Below are 18,842 nucleotides of genomic sequence, written 5' to 3' on the forward strand. Positions count from 1 at the left end.
TAAAACACTTAAATAATGCTTTAAGGTCACTTGAGTTTAGCTGCGGTTACAATACGGGAGACTTATGACAAAGTAGTTACAGTTTAATAACCATAAGATGACAAAAGTAACTTATTTAAAATCAAGCAATTGGATGCTTTTAGAGACGATAAAAACCGCCCTGAGGCGGTTTTAGTGTTGCGATTATGAACTGGTTTTACACGCGTTACTTGTTAATTAGTAAAGCGCTTTAAAATTTACAGTAAAGCTGTTCTAAGTGTTTCTGCATGCACTTTTTCGCGCTTTACATATTTGATCCACTGCTGTGCTAAACGCTGAGATTTTTTATGTTTTTCTGCCTGCTCAAACGCTAAAATTGATGCATCAAAATTTTGCATGTTGTACTGCGCCATACCCAGTGCAACAAATGCATTTGATTCAAAATCAAGACCACCTTTATCAAGTGCTTTACGCGCTGCATCGGCGGCTTCTTCATATTGCTCTGTATTTACAAATACTTCGGCTAAACGTTGATCGTATTTACCGTGCTCAGATAAATCAGCAGCTTTTGCAAAGTAGGTAATAGATTTTTCATCTTCTTTAGCTTGGATCATCGCCTCGGCAACAAAAGCGTAGTTTTTTGCTGTTTTTTCAGCAATATCTTTATCAATGGCATCGCTCATCACTTTTGCAGCTTTAAACGCTAAACCATTGTATAAATACACTTGCGCTAATTGGCGTAAATCAGATTTAGAGGTTAAAAATCCTTGCTGGTAAGCGGCTTCAATTACCGCCAACTGTTGTTTTTCCCTACCTGTTTCACCATACATACCCGATAACTGCACCCAATACTCAGGCTTATTATAAAGCTTTACCATGCGCTCAAGTACTTCAACAACTTTGTCAGCTTGATTAAGCGAGTAATACATTGCACGCTGAAGTACTAACCAGTTTTCCTTAGGAATTTTACCTTCGCTATCACTTAAGGAGATAACTTGGGAGATATACTCAAGCCCTTTTTTATAATCCTTTAACTGATAGTATGTTTGAGCCCTTAACAAGTAGTAGCCTTCTGTTTTAGGCTGAGTGTTAATACTGTCCCAATCATCTAAAAAAGAGATAACTCTAGTGTAATCACTATTAGCCATAGCCAGTTGAGCCAAGCTAAATGTAGTGCTTAAACGAAGTGACTCAGGAATGGCTTCCTCAGCTACCACTTTTTCAAACGAGGCAATCGCTTTTGGTAAGTCGTTTTCGTTGTAATAAATAAACCCGTAAAAGTTATGCATCATTGCCACTTCGTACGAGTTCATGCTTGCAGCTCGCTCTTGAATGCTATCAAGCGCTTCAAGTCCACCTTTAACATCACCATCGTCTGCAAGTTTTTGGGCACGAGCAAGCTGGCTATAAACCTTTTCACGTAGTGCTGGTACACGTTTCGTTTTTTGTTCTTGCTCTGCATATGCCGTAGCTACATGTAGCCCTGGAATTAGGCTTAGAGCACTTGGTGTAACAATACTTGTACTGATCGCAGCGGTACAAAATAGTGTTAACTTTAAAAGTTTAGCTGTAGGTAGTAATTTCATAATCGCCTCGCATTTCTGTCCGTTTACTCGTGGTTAATTACTAATTAACCGCTAATTTGGAAAGATATTTTGTTCTGAACACCCGCAACTTCAACGGCTTCACCGTTTACTACGCGCGGTTTATATTTAAATTTAAGGGCTGCATCCATCGCAGCTCTATCAAAAAGTGACTCAGGCTCTGCTTTTACTACTTGTGGGTCGCGTACAGTGCCTTGTTTAGTTACTGTAAATTCAACAATCACGTAGCCTTCTATGCCACGTGATAACGCACGGCGCGGATAAACTGGGGCCACCTTTACAATCGGTAAGTATTCACCATCACTTGTTTCAAGTGCTAACCCGCCGGCTAAATTTACATCCGCATCTACATTGGCACCAAAGTCAAAGTTGTTAGCATTTGCTGTAGCATCACTATTTTGCATTTGCGGTGATTCCATTGGTGGTGGCGGCTCTTTTGGTGTTGGTGGCTTTTGTGGCTTACGCTCTTTTTTTTGTACGGTTTCTTCTTTTTTCAAGCGAACAAAATCAAGTACGTTACCCTTTAACGGATCCGTCATAGCGCCTTCACCGCCAGTGATCAGTGCCTGCATGCCTAAAAACAACATAAAGGTCACTACACCGGCTATCACTAATGCAACTAAATATCGCAACATAACTAGCCCTTAAGACGCATCTTGTGCGGCAATTGATACATCAAATGCGCCCGCCGCGCGCGAGGCATCCATCACCTTTATTAACATTTCGGTAGTGGCTTTTTTATCTGCTTGAATCACAACGCTACCTTGTGGATTTTCTGCTTTTAAACGCTCGATATTGGCTTGTACTGCGCGTACATCAATTTGACGTTTATTAATCCAAATCTCGCCTGTATCAGAAATAGCCACTAAAATATTAGCACGCTCTTTTTTAACAGCTGTTGCGGCTTCTGGGCGGTTTACATCAATACCGGCTTCTTTAACAAAAGAGGCAGTTACAATAAAGAAAATAAGCATGATAAATACAACGTCTAACATTGGGGTCATGTTTATTTCTTCAGCTTCGTCTTCTTGAAATAGGTTTCCTAACGGGGCTCTCATTTTTATTCTCCTAGGATAAGTGGCTTTATATAAGCCGCTTATCAAAATTTTGCTTAATGGTCTAAAACCATGCTGTCTTGTAGTAGTTCTACTTCGCGCTTAGCTTTTCGTTGTAAGTACGTTGAGGCAAATACCCCAGATAACGCACCTACCATGCCTGCCATTGTCGGAATAGTTGCTTTAGATACCCCTGATGCCATTGAACGCGCACTACCTGTGCCAGTAATTGCCATTACATCAAACACTTCTATCATGCCCGTCACCGTGCCTAACAAACCAAGTAGCGGGCACAAAGCAACCATCACATTAATCAAAGAAAGATTGGTGTTTAAGCGCATACCAGCTCGCGATATCATAGCTTCGCGTATTTGCTCTGCATTCCAGCTATCACGTTCTGCACGGTTAATCCAATTGGCTTTAAGAGCGTGTTTATAGCTTCTAAAACCATTAAAAAAGTAAATAAATCGCTCGAGTATCAATAACCACATCGCGAAGATTAACACCCCGATGACCAAGAGAACTTGGCCACCAGTGTCGAGAAAATCACGGATAGCATTGATTGAATCAATCAATAGCACCATGGTTTATGCTCCTTTCTCGCTTCGCTCTGCAATAATACCGGCGCTCTGCTCTTGAATAGTTAACAAGATATTTTTAGCGCGCGTATTAAGTAAGGTGTATAAAAATACCGTTGGTATGGCGACCACTAAGCCCAATACCGTTGTTACTAGCGCTTGAGAAATACCACCCGCCATAAGCTTAGGATCCCCAGTACCAAATAAGGTGATTGCTTGGAATGTATTGATCATGCCGGTTACCGTACCTAATAAACCTAGTAGCGGCGCAACAACAGAGATGATTTTGATAAGTGTTAAATTACGCGTCACTTTTGGCATTTCACGTAAAATAGCTTCACTTAGTTTAAGCTCCAGTGTGTCGTGTGAAACACTTGGAAATTGATCTTTTACTTTCATTACGCGTCCAAGCGGATTGTCATCACGTGCAACTGTATCTTTAAGCTGGCGACGAATTTTACCGCCCATAATCAATAGTGAGAAAAAACGCTCAAGTGATATAAGAAGTGCAATAACACCTACGCCTAAAATCACATAACCCACTGTGCCACCTTGATGAACACGTTCTTGTGTATCAGGTGCTTGTACTAATAAACCAAGAATAGAGCCGCCTGTTGGGTCAAGTGCAAATTGCACCACGCCACTTTTAGTGCTTTGTAGCTCTTCTGCTGTTGCAGTAAAGCGCGATACAGGTTGGCGAGTTAATTCACTCAAAGAATTAGTCGAGGAATTAAACTCTAAATACTTACCGTTTGATATAAGGTTAAATGCCCCCACTCGCACAACTTCTTGCTGTGCTTTAGTACCGCCTTCAACAATAACACTTGCGTTAAAACGACTTACTTTACCTTGCTCGGTCATTTCGCGTTGTAATTCAAACCATACTTTTTCAATATCTTCTATTGACGCAAGTTTTGAAGTTGAACCCATCTTTTGAGCAAGGTCATCCATAAACGTACTGCGCCCAGCAATCTGAGCAGATACTATTGATGTCGCAAATTTATTACTAGAATCCCCTGCAACTTGTTGAAGAACGCCAAACAACTCTTTAAGCGAACCCATGCGTTTAGAAAGCGTGTCTGTTAAGTTAGCAAGTTTTACTTCGTTTTCTTCAAATTGCGTTTCTAGACGTTCAGATTCCACCAGCATTTGATTGCGCTTTGCTTGGGTATTTTTAAGTGTTTGTACTTGCTCGTTTTGGCGAGCAGCAAACTCTTGTTCACGTTGTTTATTTTGCTCGCTTTGAGCTAATTTACCATTTTCGAGCGTTTTAAGTAATGAATCTAAGTTCATTGGCTCTGCCGCTATACTTGCACCAGTAATGCTTAGGCTTGCAGCAAAAAGAGCTATTTTTGTCATTTGAGTAAACAATTTCATTTTCAACCTCTTATTCTGCTGCATGTACTGGCAGAGTTAACATATCTGGGGCAAGTTGTTTACGCGCAATGCGTAAACCTTTATTAATTTGGCTTATTGTAGAGTCTGGTAATGCTTCAAATGATTTTGTATCTGCATTCCAACTACCTGCTTTTTTGCCATCGCGTGTTAAGTAAATAAGCTCTAAACGGCCAATGCGTAAAAAATCAACTTCACGCTCTTTGTCATCCACATTTAAAAGTGCGGTATAAGCTTCAATAGTGCGCCCGTAGTCTACTTCTACTTGATACGCTTCAAGTACACGGCGAAATTTTTCACTTGAGTTAATATCAGCACGATTCATCATTTCTTTTAAAGACGTAACGCGCTTAGTGCGCTCATCAGCTAAAAATGGAATATCTAAAGATACAAACTGCTCAAGACCTTCAATCATTCTAAGCATTAGCGGAGTAATTTGACGTTCAATAATAGAAACCTGATCCATTGACAGGTTTAAAGATTCCATCTCTTCTATTTGATTATTTAATTGTTTAGTTAGCTGGGCGTTGTATACAGCTAAACCATCAATCTCTTTATTGAGGGTTTTAAATTGCTGTAAACGTCCTTGCATTGAATCTGCAATCTTGTCTATTTTTGTTTGTGATTGCGCAGCTGATTTATTAATTTCACTGCTTTTATCAATAACCTTATCTAAATCGTTTGCGTGTACTGCTGCACTTGCGGCCACAATACCAGCTAAGATTAATGGTTTAACGCCTTTCATCGCATACACCTTTACTCGTTAGTTAGCGGATTTGCTAGTTTGTTTTTTTAGGTCATAAACTTTGTTATATAAATAATTTATGACTTAATAATTCAATGAGCAGGAGTTTATAGATGAAACATGACAAGGATGTTGCGCAAAAAAGTCGCTTTTATGACAATGGTAACAATTAAGACTTACGAGGAGGTTTTAACGCCAATAAGGGTACTTGCTGGCCAAATACCCCAATTAAGAAGATGCAAGAAGGTGGTTAATCCAAAATTGAATTAATTTGATTAAGGGAATAGTGCCAATCGGTATAATTAATTTCTATAGGGTAAGCTTTATTATCTTTAATAAGCACTAGTGAGGGAAAACCTTGAATTGGTAAAGTACGAACAAACGATAACTCCGCTTTAAATTCATCATTAAGCTCGCTTGACGCTAGCTGCTCCGAAAACTCATCTTTATTTAAGCCAATTTTTTCAGCCAAACTAATTAATGTACTTTCATCAGACGGGTTTTGTGCGTTTAGGTAATAAGCGTGTTGAATGGCAGCCACCATTTGAGCTTCTTTACCCGCTTTACGCGCTATAAGTGCAGCTCTGCATGCGGGATACGTTGAACGCCTTGGCTGGCAGTTGCGCCAAAAATCATAATTAAATTGCGTACCTAACTGCGCTGAAATTTTATGCCAAGTTCCCTCAAGCATCTCTTTCATATTTTGTGGCATTGGGTCTTGGCTATCGGGTGCTAGGCCACCTACTTTATATTCAATTGCCACTTTACCAGCAAGCTCTGATTTTAGCTTAAGCCAGGTTGGTGAGTAACCCCAACACCAACTACACATTGGGTCATGAACATATATTAACTTACTTTGAGACATATTAATCCTTCAACTAGTTTGAGACGACTCTATTGCGACCAGCAGCCTTTGCACTATAAAGAGCTTCATCAGCTTGCTTTAATGAATCATCATAATCAGTTACTTTATTTACTTGGGAAATACCAATGCTACAGGTGATTGAAATACGCTGCTTGTCATCAGTAAATATAACATGCCCTGCCACGGCTTCTCGAAATTTGTTCGCAATTACAGAGGCTGCAGAGGCTGTGAGCTGCGGTAAAATAACAACAAATTCCTCACCGCCATAACGGGCCTTTAACGCAGTTGCCAAAAACTGAGACTCAAGAAGTTTGGTAAATTCAATCAATACCGTATCACCGAAATCGTGGCCATGCGTATCGTTTAAAGATTTAAAATTATCTAAATCAATTAACAATATTGAAAAAGGTAAGTACTGCTCTGGGCGTGTTTGAGCAAGCTTTAAAAAATGAGAGGTAATAAAACGCCTATTTGCTATGCCAGTAAGGGGGTCAGTATAAGCATCTTGTTTTTGCTCTAGCGTAATATCGGCAATAGCCATGTGGCTTTTATGTCTAAAATACTCACCAATAAATGAGAATAAAAACACCATAGAAAAGGACGCTATAAAACGTGTTTTTTCTACGTTGCCATAGCTAACTTGACCAAAGTCAGGGCCGTATAAAATAACAATACAAGAAAACAGTAAGGTACAGCCTAACCAAGCACCTAGTCTAACCCCTAAAGATGCAAACGTTACGACAGGATAAAACATTAGCCAATATAGCGCGGTATTATCTTTACCGCCGGTATAAACAAGTGCAACAAACATCATGCACACAATGCTCATACTTATTAATGCCACAACTTGCAGATTACCCGTTTTTATAAAATAGATAGAACAGCTTATATTTGTAATGTTAACGATAATTAATGAAGCGGTCAGTAGTGGCGAATAAAGCTTATAATTAAAAAACACTAATACTGCGATCAACACAATTGAAATCCCAATCATGGTAAATAAGGAAAACGCTTTGCGTTGCATGTCTGAGCTATAAACACTGTCGATATTTATCAGACTGAGCCAATTTGGTTTATTCACATTTTTTTTAGTCATTAATTTTATACTTTAAACTTTTGAACCATATTTTCTAAAGCACTAAACTGTTGTTTTAGTTTGGTACATTCGTCAAGCGTGTCATTTAAGTTGGCCTTGCCTTGTATACAAAGCGAATTAATTGTTTGAATATCTGTATCTAATAACTTAACAACTTGGTTTTGCTCATCTGTTGCAGTGGCCACAGAGTGATTTGCATCGTTAATTTGTTGAATCGCTTGTATAACATGGCTCATTAAATTGCCAACAGCATCGGCTTGTTGCACGCTTTTTTCACTGCCTTCAAGGCTTGTTTTCATAAGCTCTACAGCAAGGTTTGAGCCTTTTTGCAACTGACTAACCGTGTCTTCAATCTCTTGCGTTGACTGTTGAGTGCGGTGCGCTAATTGGCGAACTTCATCTGCTACAACGGCAAAACCGCGTCCCGCCTCTCCTGCTCTAGCCGCCTCAATTGCGGCATTAAGTGCCAATAAATTAGTCTGCTCGCTTACACCTTTAATAACTTCAAGCACTTGGCCAATACTGGCTGTATGCGTATTTAAACTGTTTATAGTTTGCTGAGCTTTTTCCATATTACCCGAGAGCTGGTGGATAGTTGCAACACTGTGGCTTAATGCTTCTTGGTTTTGTGTTGAGTGTTCATCTGCATTTTTAGCAAGCTGCGATGCACTCTCTGCATTACTTGAAATATCCATTGATGTGGCAGAAAACTGGTTGATAGCTGCTGCAACGCTATCGGTTCGTTTACTTTGATCATCATACATAGACAGCGAAGAATGTGTTTGTGATACCAAGCTCTCAATAGCTGTATCTAATTGCTTTGTAGACTCTTTTACTTGTTCTATTGAATGCTGAATTTTTTCGATGAAAATATTAAATGAATAGCTTAAATCGCCAAATTCATCGTCGTTTTCAACGGTTAAACGCCTTGTTAAATCGCCCTCACCTTGTGCTATATCTTTAATAGCATCGTTTAAACGATTCATTGGCTGCATTAAATAGCGTAATAAAAGCTGCATCATAATTATAATAGTGATAATTCCTATCACCATAAAAACAGCTGCGGTTTGGCCAAAATTAGAGACACTGGCATACGCTTTATCTTTGTCTATAACAACACCTAGGTACCAATCTACGTTTTCAATACCACTAATTTTTGTAAACGAAATAAGCTTAGACTCTCCGTTTATCTCGTACTGGGTAAACTCACTTTGTAAAGGCGTATTGGTGCCAAAGATGTCTGATGTATTTTTTAAGTTTAACTGAGCATTTGGATGGCTTAACACTTGGCCTTTATTATCGAGTAAAAAACCATAACCGAGTCCTAAAAAGTCAATATCGTTGATAATTTTTGTCACGGTCTGCATATCAATATCGGCACCTGCAACGCCGCTAAACTGACTATTTTGGAGTATGGGTACTACCGCTGAAATTGTAAGCTCGTTAGTGGTTACATCAATATAAGGAGTTGTAAAAGCGGTATTTGATTTGTTTTCGACTAATTTATACCAAGGACGAGAAGTCGCATCAAAATCTGCAGGTAATACAACTGATTGATCGTTTAATATAAACGTGCCGCTAGATTTACCTATATACGTATTTTTAAAGCTTCCAGCAAGCTCTGCTGTATTTAATTGTGAAAGGGTGAGTGCTTTAGAATCATTCGCTTTATGGGTTTTAGCAATTGATATTACAATCGCCAACTTTGCATTTAACCAACTCGCTATATTTTGTGAAACAGATTCGGAATTTTGTTGTAATACTAGGCTTAACTGCTGCTCGGTTTGCTTGCGCATCGCAATGTAGTTATTAAAAGTAAATAACCCTAGCACCAAAACCAAAATTAAGGAGGCTGCAATAGTCACTTTGGAAGTAAATTTCAACGAGTTAAGCATATACACCCTTTTTATTATTTATCGTTATTAGCCTTACTGTTTTAGCAAAAATTTAGCTAAATGTCCTAGTAAAAGAGACTTACAGTTAGGTTATTGATGAAAAATAAGAATAAAGGATTGTAAAACAAAAGGCTTTCGTGGGTAACTGGCTAATATTAAATAATTAATGACTAGATTTATTTTTTATGGAACGTTCCCATTAAATATAGCTTTATAAGTGACTGAATACGTATTCAGTCACTCTTGTATAGTCTGTTATTTCCACTTATTTGCTAAGCGAACAACATTTAAACCATACCATGCAATAAATACATAACATAACATTGGAACAAAAAAGCTTTGCTGTATATTTACTGTATCAGCTATAAACCCTTGCAGTAATGGTACAAGTGCACCACCAACAATTGCTAAACATAACCAGCCAGAACCTTTGCTCGTCAATGATCCTAGTCGCTCGATTGCAACTGAAAATATAGTCGGGAACATAATTGAGTTAAATAAACCAATTACCAATACTGAGTATAAAGCGACGTCACCTTGAGTAAAAATAGTGATCAATAATAGCGCAATAATACTAAATGCATTAAACGCTATAGCTTTAGAAGGTGCTATCTTTTGTAATAATACAGAGCCTATAAAACGCCCTACCATTGCCCCGCCCCAGTAATAACTAATAAGTGCGGCCGCAGTATGCTCTTCAAGCCCTGCTATGTGCGCCTCACCAAAGTAGTTAACTAAAAAGCTGCCAATGGCAACTTCCCCGCCTACGTAGCAAAATATAGCAAGTACACCCATAGTTAGGTGCGGTGCTTGCATTAACGAACGAGATTCAATTGCTGTATTATTTTCCTCTTTGTGGGCTTCAATTTCTGGAAGCTTTATAAAGGCAAATACAATAGCGATAAGCAATAAAGCGCCAGCAAGCATTAAATAAGGCACTTTTACAGATTCAGCAGTTGCTGCCGATGCGGCTAAACTACCTGCCGTACCGAAAAATAATAAACCACCAACATAAGGCCCAACGGTAGTACCAAGCGCATTAAGTGCTTGTGCTAAATTTAGACGAGAAGAAGCTGTTTTTTCACTGCCAAGAGCTGCAACATAAGGGTTAGCAGAAACCTGAAGTACAGTTACACCAGCAGCAAGTACAAATAAAGCGCCTAAAAATAGCCAATATTCATGTACTACAACAGCAGGGTAAAACAACATACACCCCATTGAAGCCACAATTAAACCAGTTAAAATTCCTTTTTTGTAACCAAATTGCTTAACTAAAAGCCCCGCAGGAATAGAAACAATAAAGTAAGCCCCAAAAAAGCAAAACTGTACTAGCATCGCTTCAAAAAAGCTCAAATCAAATACGCCTTTTAAGCGTGGTATTAGTACATCGTTTAAAACAGTAATAAAACCCCATAAAAAAAATAGGGTCGTCATTGCAGTCAGTGGAAACAGATAATTTTTATTTGGCTGTTCGTTGACCGCGAATGATTGGTTTGTATTTATTTCACTCACGTCGTTTTCACTCCATTAACAAGTTGAAAACGATTTTACATGTTTAAATATAAATTAGTCAGCGCACTTATGGAACGTTCCAGTGGCGTTATTCACATTGCGTGTTGGTCGCTCTAACAATTCGGTCTATTTCGCCACTGTTATTAAACTGATAAAGCCCTTCGTTTATATCCTCTAATACTAAAAGCCAATTATGTGCACGCTTACTAATGGCAAAATATAACGAGTTATATTGCAAAGGAATGCTTTCTTGCTCAATGGAAGAAAGCAAAGTCTGTTTTTCAGGTTTAGTTAAAGAGGAGTAAGCCACAGATGATTTCAAAGCTTGAGGATCGCCTATAACCAAATCAACACGTTTAGCAGTCAGTAGCTTAACAAGCTGTAAGTCATCAACAGAGGCGATAACTTCAAACTCACCATTGTCCATCATGGCATCAAACTCTGGCGTATTTTGATACCCTCGAACAACACCAATCTTAAGCCCTTTGAGCGAGTTCAAGTTTCCTGTGAAATGGTCTGTATCGCCTTTCCTTTTTAAAAAAGCAATTTCGCCACCTTTAAACGAATTAGATAAGCCGAGTAATTCTCGACGTGTTTTACCATCAACATAATCGGAGGGGGCTGTATCTTCTATAAAGTATTCAGGCATTAGTATGTCAGCCCTGCCTAGTTCTACATTTCGTACCGCTCTTGCCCAAGGCAAAAATTCAATATATACGCTGTAGCCCTTACTATTTAACAAGGCAATTGAAAATTGATAAACCCAGCCTTTATTACATACATTATTACCAATATAAGGAGGCCAATCGAGTGTGGCTAGATGAAGTGTTTGTTTGGAGTTTTTAGCTTCATAGAGCACCCCTGATTTATGGGAATGCCCAGTTAAAGTGTGTTGAGTACCATTTTGAAAATACTCAACCGATGTTTCAGCAAAACTATTACTAGTTGTTAGCAATAATATAAAATAAAACCAGCGCATTTTAGTATCTATTTGTGATTAATAGTGTTTTTAAGTTTAGCTACTACTAACACTTTTGCACAAATAAACCTTAACTAATCAGCTTTTTTGCCACCTCATTTTATTGTTTGTATCACGAGAGCTAATAATAGTATCGTCACTACTCTCAACGCCGCCTAATTTAGCTAAGCGGTCATACAAAACTACATTACAGGTTGCCGCTAAATTCATACAGCCAATAGTTGGAATATATACCACTTCATCACACCACTTTAAGACGTCTTTTGATACAGAACCATCTTCGGGGCCAAATACATAAAATGCATTTTCAGGATGTTTAAACTCAGGTAAAGGTGTTGCACCTTCAATAAGCTCAATAACCACAACCGTTGCGCCTTGTGGCTTTATTGCTTCTAAATTATCTGTTTCGGTTAAAGGAATACGCTCCACTACATTTTTTGTATCTGTATGGAACTTTTTGGCGTTTAAGTAGCGATTGCCTGTAAAAAAAACTTGTTTAGCGTCATAACAGCCAGCTGCTCGCAATACACCGCCAACATTAGTCGGGCTTTTAGGATTGATTAAACCAATTACGGCTTGTTGTTTACTCATTAATCTACGTCCTTTGTTGGCCATTCTGCAATGTACAAATCAAAGTCGTCGAGCTTTACATCGCAATCTTTTACTGTTTTGTCTTTTACAGAAATACCTAGCTCATGCATCTTTGTTTTATCACCATTATTTAATAACGGATGCCAAGAAGCCAAACCACGACCTTCATGTAAACGACGGTAACTGCAGCTTTGTGGCATAAAAAAGATGTCTTTAAGGTTTTCTTTTGTGAGTTTTACACAAGAAGGAACAAGCGTTTGGCGGTTTTCATATTCGCTACAACCACAGGTGTTGTTATCGAGATACTGACATACAATATTAGTAAATATTAATTGCTCACCTTCGCGTAACTGATCGGTGGCGGTAAATTCGTCTTCATCTTCGCTATCAATAAACGTATTTAAACAACATTTTCCGCATCCATCACAAATGGCTTCCCATTCGTTTTGACTCATGTCGCTTAAGCTTTTTTTAAGCCAAAATTGTGTATTTGCTAATTGTTGATCAAACATAGTTTACTCGTGCCCCCTAAAGAGCGCGCATTCTACCGTATTGCTGTAAATGGCGCAAAGCCAATACCCTTTCAAAGTACTGGCTTTGCGCTACAAATTAGCTTTGAGATTTAACCCAACGCTTAATTTTTTCCTCTAGGATTGGCATTGGTAATGCGCCATCAATTAATATTTGCGTGTGAAACGCTTTAATATCAAATTTATCACCGAGTTCTTTTTTAGAAAAATCACGTAATTCTTGAATTTTAAATTGCCCTAACTTGTAAGAAAGCGCTTGTCCTGGCCATGCAATATATCGCTCTACTTCAGCAATTACATCACTTTTAGCCATAGATGAATTTGCAAGCATGTAATCTATACCTTGTTGACGCGTCCACCCTTTTGCATGAAAACCAGTATCAAGCACTAAACGCATTGCGCGTAATTGCTCATCCGATAAACGTCCATACCACATATAAGGGTCGGTAAATAAGCCTAGCTCTTTGCCTAAGCTTTCTGCGTAAAGCGCCCAACCTTCTGCGAACACGGTATAGCCACCAAATTTACGAAAATCAGGTAAGCCCTCTATTTCTTGCTGAAGTGCTATTTGAAAGTGATGACCTGGGGCTGCTTCGTGAATCGATAAAGTTTCGAGTAAAAATTTAGGCTGCGCTTTTAAGTTATAAGCATTGATATAAAAAATACCAGGGCGAGAGCCATCAGGCGCCGGAGATGCATAGGATGCACCTGCTGCCGACTGCGCTCTGTAGGCTTCAACTGCTTTTACAACGTAAGGTGCTTTGGGTGCTATGTTAAAAAGTAGAGGTAAACGCGCATCTATTTTTTTCTTAACGTTTTCATATGCCGCAATTAACTCCTCGGGCGTGTCGTAGTAAAATTCATCTGAATCGCGTAAATGATCAAAAAATTCAGATAGCTCACCTTTAAAGCCTACGGTTTCTTTTACTTTTTTCATTTCGCTTAAAATGCGCGACACTTCACTTAAACCAATGTCATGAATTTCGTCTGCAGATAAGCTAAGCGTCGTGTTTTTCTTAATTTGGTATTCGTACCATGCTTTACCGTTTGGTAAGTCACTGTAACCTACGCTTTCTCGACTATTAGGAATATATTGATTAGCTAAAAAGTCACTCATACTTTTATAAGCCGGTACTAAGTGCTGCATAATCAATTGACGATACTGCGCTGTAATTTTTTGCTTTTGTTGTTCGCTAAACGATTCTGGTAATTTTTTAACTGGTCTCCAAAATAATGAGTCTTCGGCATTTTTAACTACATGAGCTGCAAATTGTGGCTGTAATTTTTCAGCAAGTGGTTTTGGTAACGTAATACCTAGTTTGATGCCTTGCGCCATTGAACGCTCTACACTTGCAAGCCACTTTACAAAACCTTCGCTACGCGAGATAAAAGCGGTGTAATCTTCAACGGTATTAAACGGCTGAGCACTTTGACCTGAACCAAAACCTGCAAAGGTGTTATGCGCACCCGCCATTTGATTTATTGGTAGTAAATAATCAGGGAACTGCATGCCTTCTAATTTAAGTGCAAGGTCACGCTCTAATATTTCAAAACTTAAAAGCGATTGCCCTGTTAACTGTGCTTTATCTATAAAGTTTAATCGCTGTTGATATTTTTTATAAAAAGCGGCTTTTTTTGCTCTATTTTCTTTTGAAATCACAGGCGTGAATTGATCGTTAAACTCATTACGACCATTGTACGTTGCGCTGATGGGGCTATATGTGAGCGATTCATCGTAATACTGTGCAACAAGTACATCGAGTTGTTGCTCTGCTGAAAGCTCTGAAACAATACCTGCTGATGCGTTAACTGTGTTTAACTGCGTACTGGTATTAGTCTGTGTACTAAGCTCAGTATTCATACAGCCACTTAAAGCAAACATAACGCCACTGGCAACTAATGCTAATTTAATTGATTTCATGATAATCCTTTTTAATATCGTTTTTTAATTATGCGCATTAAACCGTGCTTAATAAAGAAATTACGATAGATTGCATTCATCGTATTAAATTTGCACTTTTATCTGAACTTGTTACATTTCTATTAATTCAAATATGATTTAAAAGAAAAATAAAATGAAAAAACAACTACTCAGCACCTCTATTGCCTTACTTTGCTTAACCACTTTTAATAGCCATGCAGTTACATACCTATCGGCTAAAGCCATGGTTGATGTTAAAGATGGCAAGCTCATTAAATCACCCTTAATTACTATTGATGATGGCGTAATTACAAACATTGAACAAAATAAAAAACCAACGCTGACTAAAGATGATAAACACATTCAACTCCCTGATTTAACCCTTATGCCAGGTTTAATGGATATGCATGTGCATTTAACGAGTGACCCTACGGTGCCGCGCAGTGAGCGTTTAGGCCAGTCAGTTCCTAGAATGGCGATTAAAGCGGCTCATTTTGCTAAAAAAACCTTAGAAGCTGGATTTACAACAGTACGTAATGTTGGCGCAGAAGGTTACAGCGTCATAGCCGTGCGTGACGGCATAAATGCGGGTGACATAGTTGGCCCTCGTATTTGGGCTGCAGGCCCATCACTCGGCATTACTGGCGGGCACTGTGATAACAACCGCCTGCCTCCTGAGCTTAAATATACTTCAAGTGGCGTCGCAGACGGTCCATGGGCTGCGCGTATAAAAGTACGCGAAAATATTAAATACGGGGCAAATGCTATTAAGTTTTGCGCCACAGGTGGAGTATTTTCAAAAGGGACTAAAGTAGGTGCACAGCAGTATTCTTTTGAAGAAATGAAAGCCATTGTTGATGAAGCCCATATGCGAGATTTACCAGTAGCTGCTCACGCACACGGTACAAGCGGTATAAAAACAGCCATTAAAGCAGGTGTTGATAGCGTAGAGCATGCCAGCTTTTTAGATGACGAAGCGATAGCGCTTGCCAAAGAGCATGGAACTTGGCTTTCTATGGATATTTATAACACCGAATACACACTCACTTATGGCGAGCAAAACGGCGTAGACGAAGAAAACCTAAATAAAGAGCGCCAAGTTTCTAAAAGGCAACGTGATAGCTTTAGCCGTGCCGTAAAAGCGGGTGTTAAAATGGTGTTCGGTACCGATGCAGCAATTTACCCGCACGGAGATAATGCAAAACAGTTTAGCCGCATGGTTGAATTTGGCATGACAGAACTACAAGCCATTCAAGCATCAACTATTAATAGCGCTAAGTTATTAAAAATGGATACTCAGTTAGGACAAATTAAAACCGGATTTGCAGCTGATATAATTGCGGTAAAAGCAAATCCTCTTAAAAGTATTAAAACCTTAGAGGCAGTACCTTTTGTAATGAAAGCAGGTGTTGTTTATAAAAACCAGTTGTAAATACACGCTATTAAGGCTGAGTTTACTCAGCCTTAATAAAACTCTCACCTATATTGAATATGCCATAAAAGGGTCACCGCCCCCCTATTAGACTCGCTTTTGTCTATTAATTATCCGAACAGTTTTATTTAATCAAATAAAATGAACTTTCTATTCACTTTAAAAACAATAACCATTATCATTCGCGAAAATTCAATAACGCGAATAGTTATCACTCTATGAAAACGTTTAAGTACTCTCTTATTACTCTTGCTTGTTTAAATGCAAATGTGGCATTTGCCCAAAATACACAAGTTAATCCTGATATTGAACGCATCAGCGTATACGAAAAGCAAAACCGCGTGGTGATGAGCTCTGGTCTTGCTACTAAATCAGACATGTCTTTAATGGAAACTCCTGCACCGGTAGTAATTATTGACCGAGAACTGATTGAATCTCAAGGTGTAGATAGCTTACAAGATTTAGTTAGAAACGTAAGTGGCTTAACACAAGCAGGTAATAATTACGGTATTGGTGATAACTTAGTAATTCGTGGTTTAGATGCAAACTACACCTACGATGGTATGTATGGTGGTGCAGGCCTGGGGAATACATTTAACCCAACTCGTTCACTTACAAATGTTGAATCTGTTGAGGTTTTAAAAGGCCCAGCAACAGGTTTATATGGCATTGGTAGTGCAGGTGGCGTAATTAACCTAATTGAAAAAAAACCAGAGTTTGAAGAAAAACACAAAGTTGCGGCTGAGCTTGGCCAGTGGGATAGCTATTCATTATCGTTTGATAGCACTAACGCTATAACAGATGATTTAGCTTATCGTGTAATGGCTAAAACAGCGTCAAGTGACGGCTTTCGCGATTTAAAAGAAGATCGCGACGAAATTTATACCTCACTTAAATACGTGCTTAATGACAGACAAAACATCATGCTTTCTGCAGCCTATATAAAAGATGAAATAGCGGTTGATTCTATTGGTCATCCTATTCGTATTTACAGTGCAGAAACTGCAAACGGCTTAAGCGCGGGTGAAGTAACTGGTGCCGATTTAGTAAACGATCCGACAGTAAGCGGCGTACAGTTAAGTGATGCACAACGCGACCAACTTGCTAATTCATTATCTGCATCTGATGGCTTAACACCTTATAGCTTTGGCACAAATGGTATTATTTCACCAATGGCTGATGCTAACGAAGGTGAAGAGTTGCGTTTTAAATTAACGCATAACTATTACATTACTGACGATTTGTTTTTAAACCAGCAGCTACAGTACCGTAACTACACATCAAGTTTTGCGCGCCAAACAGGTGCATATAACTACGTCTATTCAACACGCGATGGAATAATTAATAACGACCCTCGTGCTCCATTAGTTGAAGACGGTGTACTTTACCCGTATGCAGCACGCCGCCAAGAATACCGCCAAGTAGAAGCAGATGAAAAATCATGGCAGTACTTCTTAGATTTACGTTATGACTTTATGTTAGGCGACGTAGATAACGAATTACTAGTTAACGCCAACTACGAAGATAGAGATATTCGTTTTAAACAATTCTCAATATGGGATCAAGATTACGTACTCACAAACAATGATGGTGATGTAACGTACCAAGGTTCTTTGCCGTATATTTACGATATAAGAGAACCAAATTGGCCAACCGGTAACTTTGAAGATTACGATCCGCTTAAAACAAGTGACTACAATAAAAAAGTACAAGCATGGGGCTTAGGCATTCAACATGTTGGTTACATAACTGAAGAACTTACAACGCGTATTGGTGTAGCATATAACCGAATTGAGCAAACTTATGAGCACTTTGGTGTTGATGAGCGCTACAGTTCTAGCCGTGCAGAGCCAACACCTGAAGCGAGTACATCAGATTCTGGCTTAACGTATAACCTTGGTGCAACGTATCAGCCATCTGAAGATTTATCTGTATTTGTAAATCATTCAAAAGGGCGTACAGCGTATAGTGTATTAGGCTCTGTGGCAGGAAACGAAGCTGACCGTGAAGATTCAGAGTCTATAAGTAACGACCTAGGCTTTAGATTTAAAGCATTTGATGACCAACTACTCGCATCTGTTGTTATATTTGAAAGCTCTCGTACTAATTTAGAATACGCAAACCCGCTTTATGACGCATTAACATCAGGCTCAGATGTACCTGAAAGCTATTATGATGGTAAAGAGCAAACAAAAGGTGTTGAGCTTGATTTAAATGCTTACTTGAACGATAAATGGAAAGTAAACGTAAACGGTATTTATCAAGATGCACGTGACAAAAGTAATCCTAATAGCAGCAGTTACGACACACGCCAAAAAGGTGTGCCTTACGTAACAGCAAGTACGTGGGTAACCTACTACGCAGATATGTTTAATTTACCTGAAGCTGTAAATATAAGTGGTGGTATTACGTTTGTAGATAACAGAAGTACTAATTCAAGTTCATTCTCGATTCCTGATGGTTATGTACCAAGTTATACGACTTACGATACAGCTGTATCGTATACAACTGATAAATGGCATATGCAGTTAAACTTAAATAACTTGTTCAACAAAAAGTATTACTCAAAAGCGATGTTTTTAGGTGGTATGCCAGGGGAAGAGCGTAATGCAAAACTAAGTTTTAGTTACACACTTTAACTAGCTAACCTGAACTCTGGATAATA

The 18,842-nt window shown here is 38.8% G+C and carries 16 protein-coding genes; 2 read left to right on the plus strand and 14 right to left on the minus strand.

All coding sequences use genetic code 11. The features are described from left to right. Positions 1-236: 236 nt before the first annotated feature. From H5157_RS11725 to H5157_RS11790, 14 genes are all read right to left on the minus strand, one after another. Positions 237-1,565, minus strand: coding sequence for a lipopolysaccharide assembly protein LapB (locus H5157_RS11725; RefSeq protein ID WP_182724725.1), 1,329 nt, complete (start codon positions 1,563-1,565; stop codon positions 237-239). Positions 1,566-1,609: 44 nt separating this feature from the next. Beyond that, positions 1,610-2,215 carry an energy transducer TonB gene (locus tag H5157_RS11730; RefSeq protein WP_182724774.1) on the minus strand — a complete coding sequence of 202 codons (606 nt, stop codon included), beginning with the start codon at positions 2,213-2,215 and terminating at the stop codon, positions 1,610-1,612. 12 nt (positions 2,216-2,227) lie between these two features. After that, the gene (locus tag H5157_RS11735) at positions 2,228-2,641 is read right to left on the minus strand and encodes a biopolymer transporter ExbD (RefSeq protein ID WP_004334764.1); all 414 of its coding nucleotides are present in this window, start codon (positions 2,639-2,641) and stop codon (positions 2,228-2,230) included. A 53-nt stretch (positions 2,642-2,694) separates the two neighbouring features. Beyond that, on the minus strand, positions 2,695-3,222 hold the full coding sequence (locus H5157_RS11740; protein ID WP_010552929.1) for a MotA/TolQ/ExbB proton channel family protein: 528 nt from the start codon (positions 3,220-3,222) through the stop codon (positions 2,695-2,697). Between the two features lie 3 nt (positions 3,223-3,225). Beyond that, the gene (locus tag H5157_RS11745; protein WP_182724726.1) at positions 3,226-4,593 is read right to left on the minus strand and encodes a MotA/TolQ/ExbB proton channel family protein; all 1,368 of its coding nucleotides are present in this window, start codon (positions 4,591-4,593) and stop codon (positions 3,226-3,228) included. Between the two features lie 10 nt (positions 4,594-4,603). Beyond that, positions 4,604-5,356 carry a DUF3450 domain-containing protein gene (locus tag H5157_RS11750; RefSeq protein ID WP_004334751.1) on the minus strand — a complete coding sequence of 251 codons (753 nt, stop codon included), beginning with the start codon at positions 5,354-5,356 and terminating at the stop codon, positions 4,604-4,606. A gap of 250 nt (positions 5,357-5,606) precedes the next feature. Continuing rightward, on the minus strand, positions 5,607-6,221 hold the full coding sequence (locus H5157_RS11755) for a DsbA family protein (RefSeq protein WP_182724727.1): 615 nt from the start codon (positions 6,219-6,221) through the stop codon (positions 5,607-5,609). A 13-nt stretch (positions 6,222-6,234) separates the two neighbouring features. Then, the gene (locus tag H5157_RS11760) at positions 6,235-7,317 is read right to left on the minus strand and encodes a GGDEF domain-containing protein (RefSeq protein WP_182724728.1); all 1,083 of its coding nucleotides are present in this window, start codon (positions 7,315-7,317) and stop codon (positions 6,235-6,237) included. Positions 7,318-7,322: 5 nt separating this feature from the next. Beyond that, the gene (locus H5157_RS11765; protein WP_182724729.1) at positions 7,323-9,212 is read right to left on the minus strand and encodes a methyl-accepting chemotaxis protein; all 1,890 of its coding nucleotides are present in this window, start codon (positions 9,210-9,212) and stop codon (positions 7,323-7,325) included. Between the two features lie 255 nt (positions 9,213-9,467). Continuing rightward, entirely contained in the window at positions 9,468-10,724 is a 1,257-nt protein-coding gene (locus H5157_RS11770) for a sugar MFS transporter (RefSeq protein WP_024595015.1), read from the minus strand. A gap of 88 nt (positions 10,725-10,812) precedes the next feature. Beyond that, positions 10,813-11,703: an ABC transporter substrate-binding protein gene (locus H5157_RS11775; protein WP_024595016.1), complete on the minus strand. Its 891-nt coding sequence runs from the start codon at positions 11,701-11,703 to the stop codon at positions 10,813-10,815. 78 nt (positions 11,704-11,781) lie between these two features. After that, positions 11,782-12,294: an RNA methyltransferase gene (locus H5157_RS11780; protein WP_024595017.1), complete on the minus strand. Its 513-nt coding sequence runs from the start codon at positions 12,292-12,294 to the stop codon at positions 11,782-11,784. Continuing rightward, complete coding sequence (locus tag H5157_RS11785; RefSeq protein WP_004334734.1) at positions 12,294-12,806, minus strand: YcgN family cysteine cluster protein; 513 nt, start codon at positions 12,804-12,806, stop codon at positions 12,294-12,296. Before H5157_RS11785 ends, H5157_RS11780 begins: the two co-directional genes overlap by 1 nt. 97 nt (positions 12,807-12,903) lie before the next feature. Further along, positions 12,904-14,745 carry a DUF885 family protein gene (locus H5157_RS11790; RefSeq protein WP_024595018.1) on the minus strand — a complete coding sequence of 614 codons (1,842 nt, stop codon included), beginning with the start codon at positions 14,743-14,745 and terminating at the stop codon, positions 12,904-12,906. A gap of 154 nt (positions 14,746-14,899) precedes the next feature. Here H5157_RS11790 and H5157_RS11795 point away from each other — a divergent pair, with 154 nt between their 5' ends. Then, positions 14,900-16,177, plus strand: coding sequence for an amidohydrolase family protein (locus H5157_RS11795; protein ID WP_154902860.1), 1,278 nt, complete (start codon positions 14,900-14,902; stop codon positions 16,175-16,177). Positions 16,178-16,395: 218 nt separating this feature from the next. Then, complete coding sequence (locus H5157_RS11800) at positions 16,396-18,816, plus strand: TonB-dependent siderophore receptor (RefSeq protein ID WP_024596844.1); 2,421 nt, start codon at positions 16,396-16,398, stop codon at positions 18,814-18,816. The last annotated feature ends 26 nt before the right edge of the window (positions 18,817-18,842 follow it).

This window comes from Pseudoalteromonas sp. SG43-3, assembly GCF_014164385.1.
Lineage (GTDB): Bacteria > Pseudomonadota > Gammaproteobacteria > Enterobacterales > Alteromonadaceae > Pseudoalteromonas > Pseudoalteromonas distincta.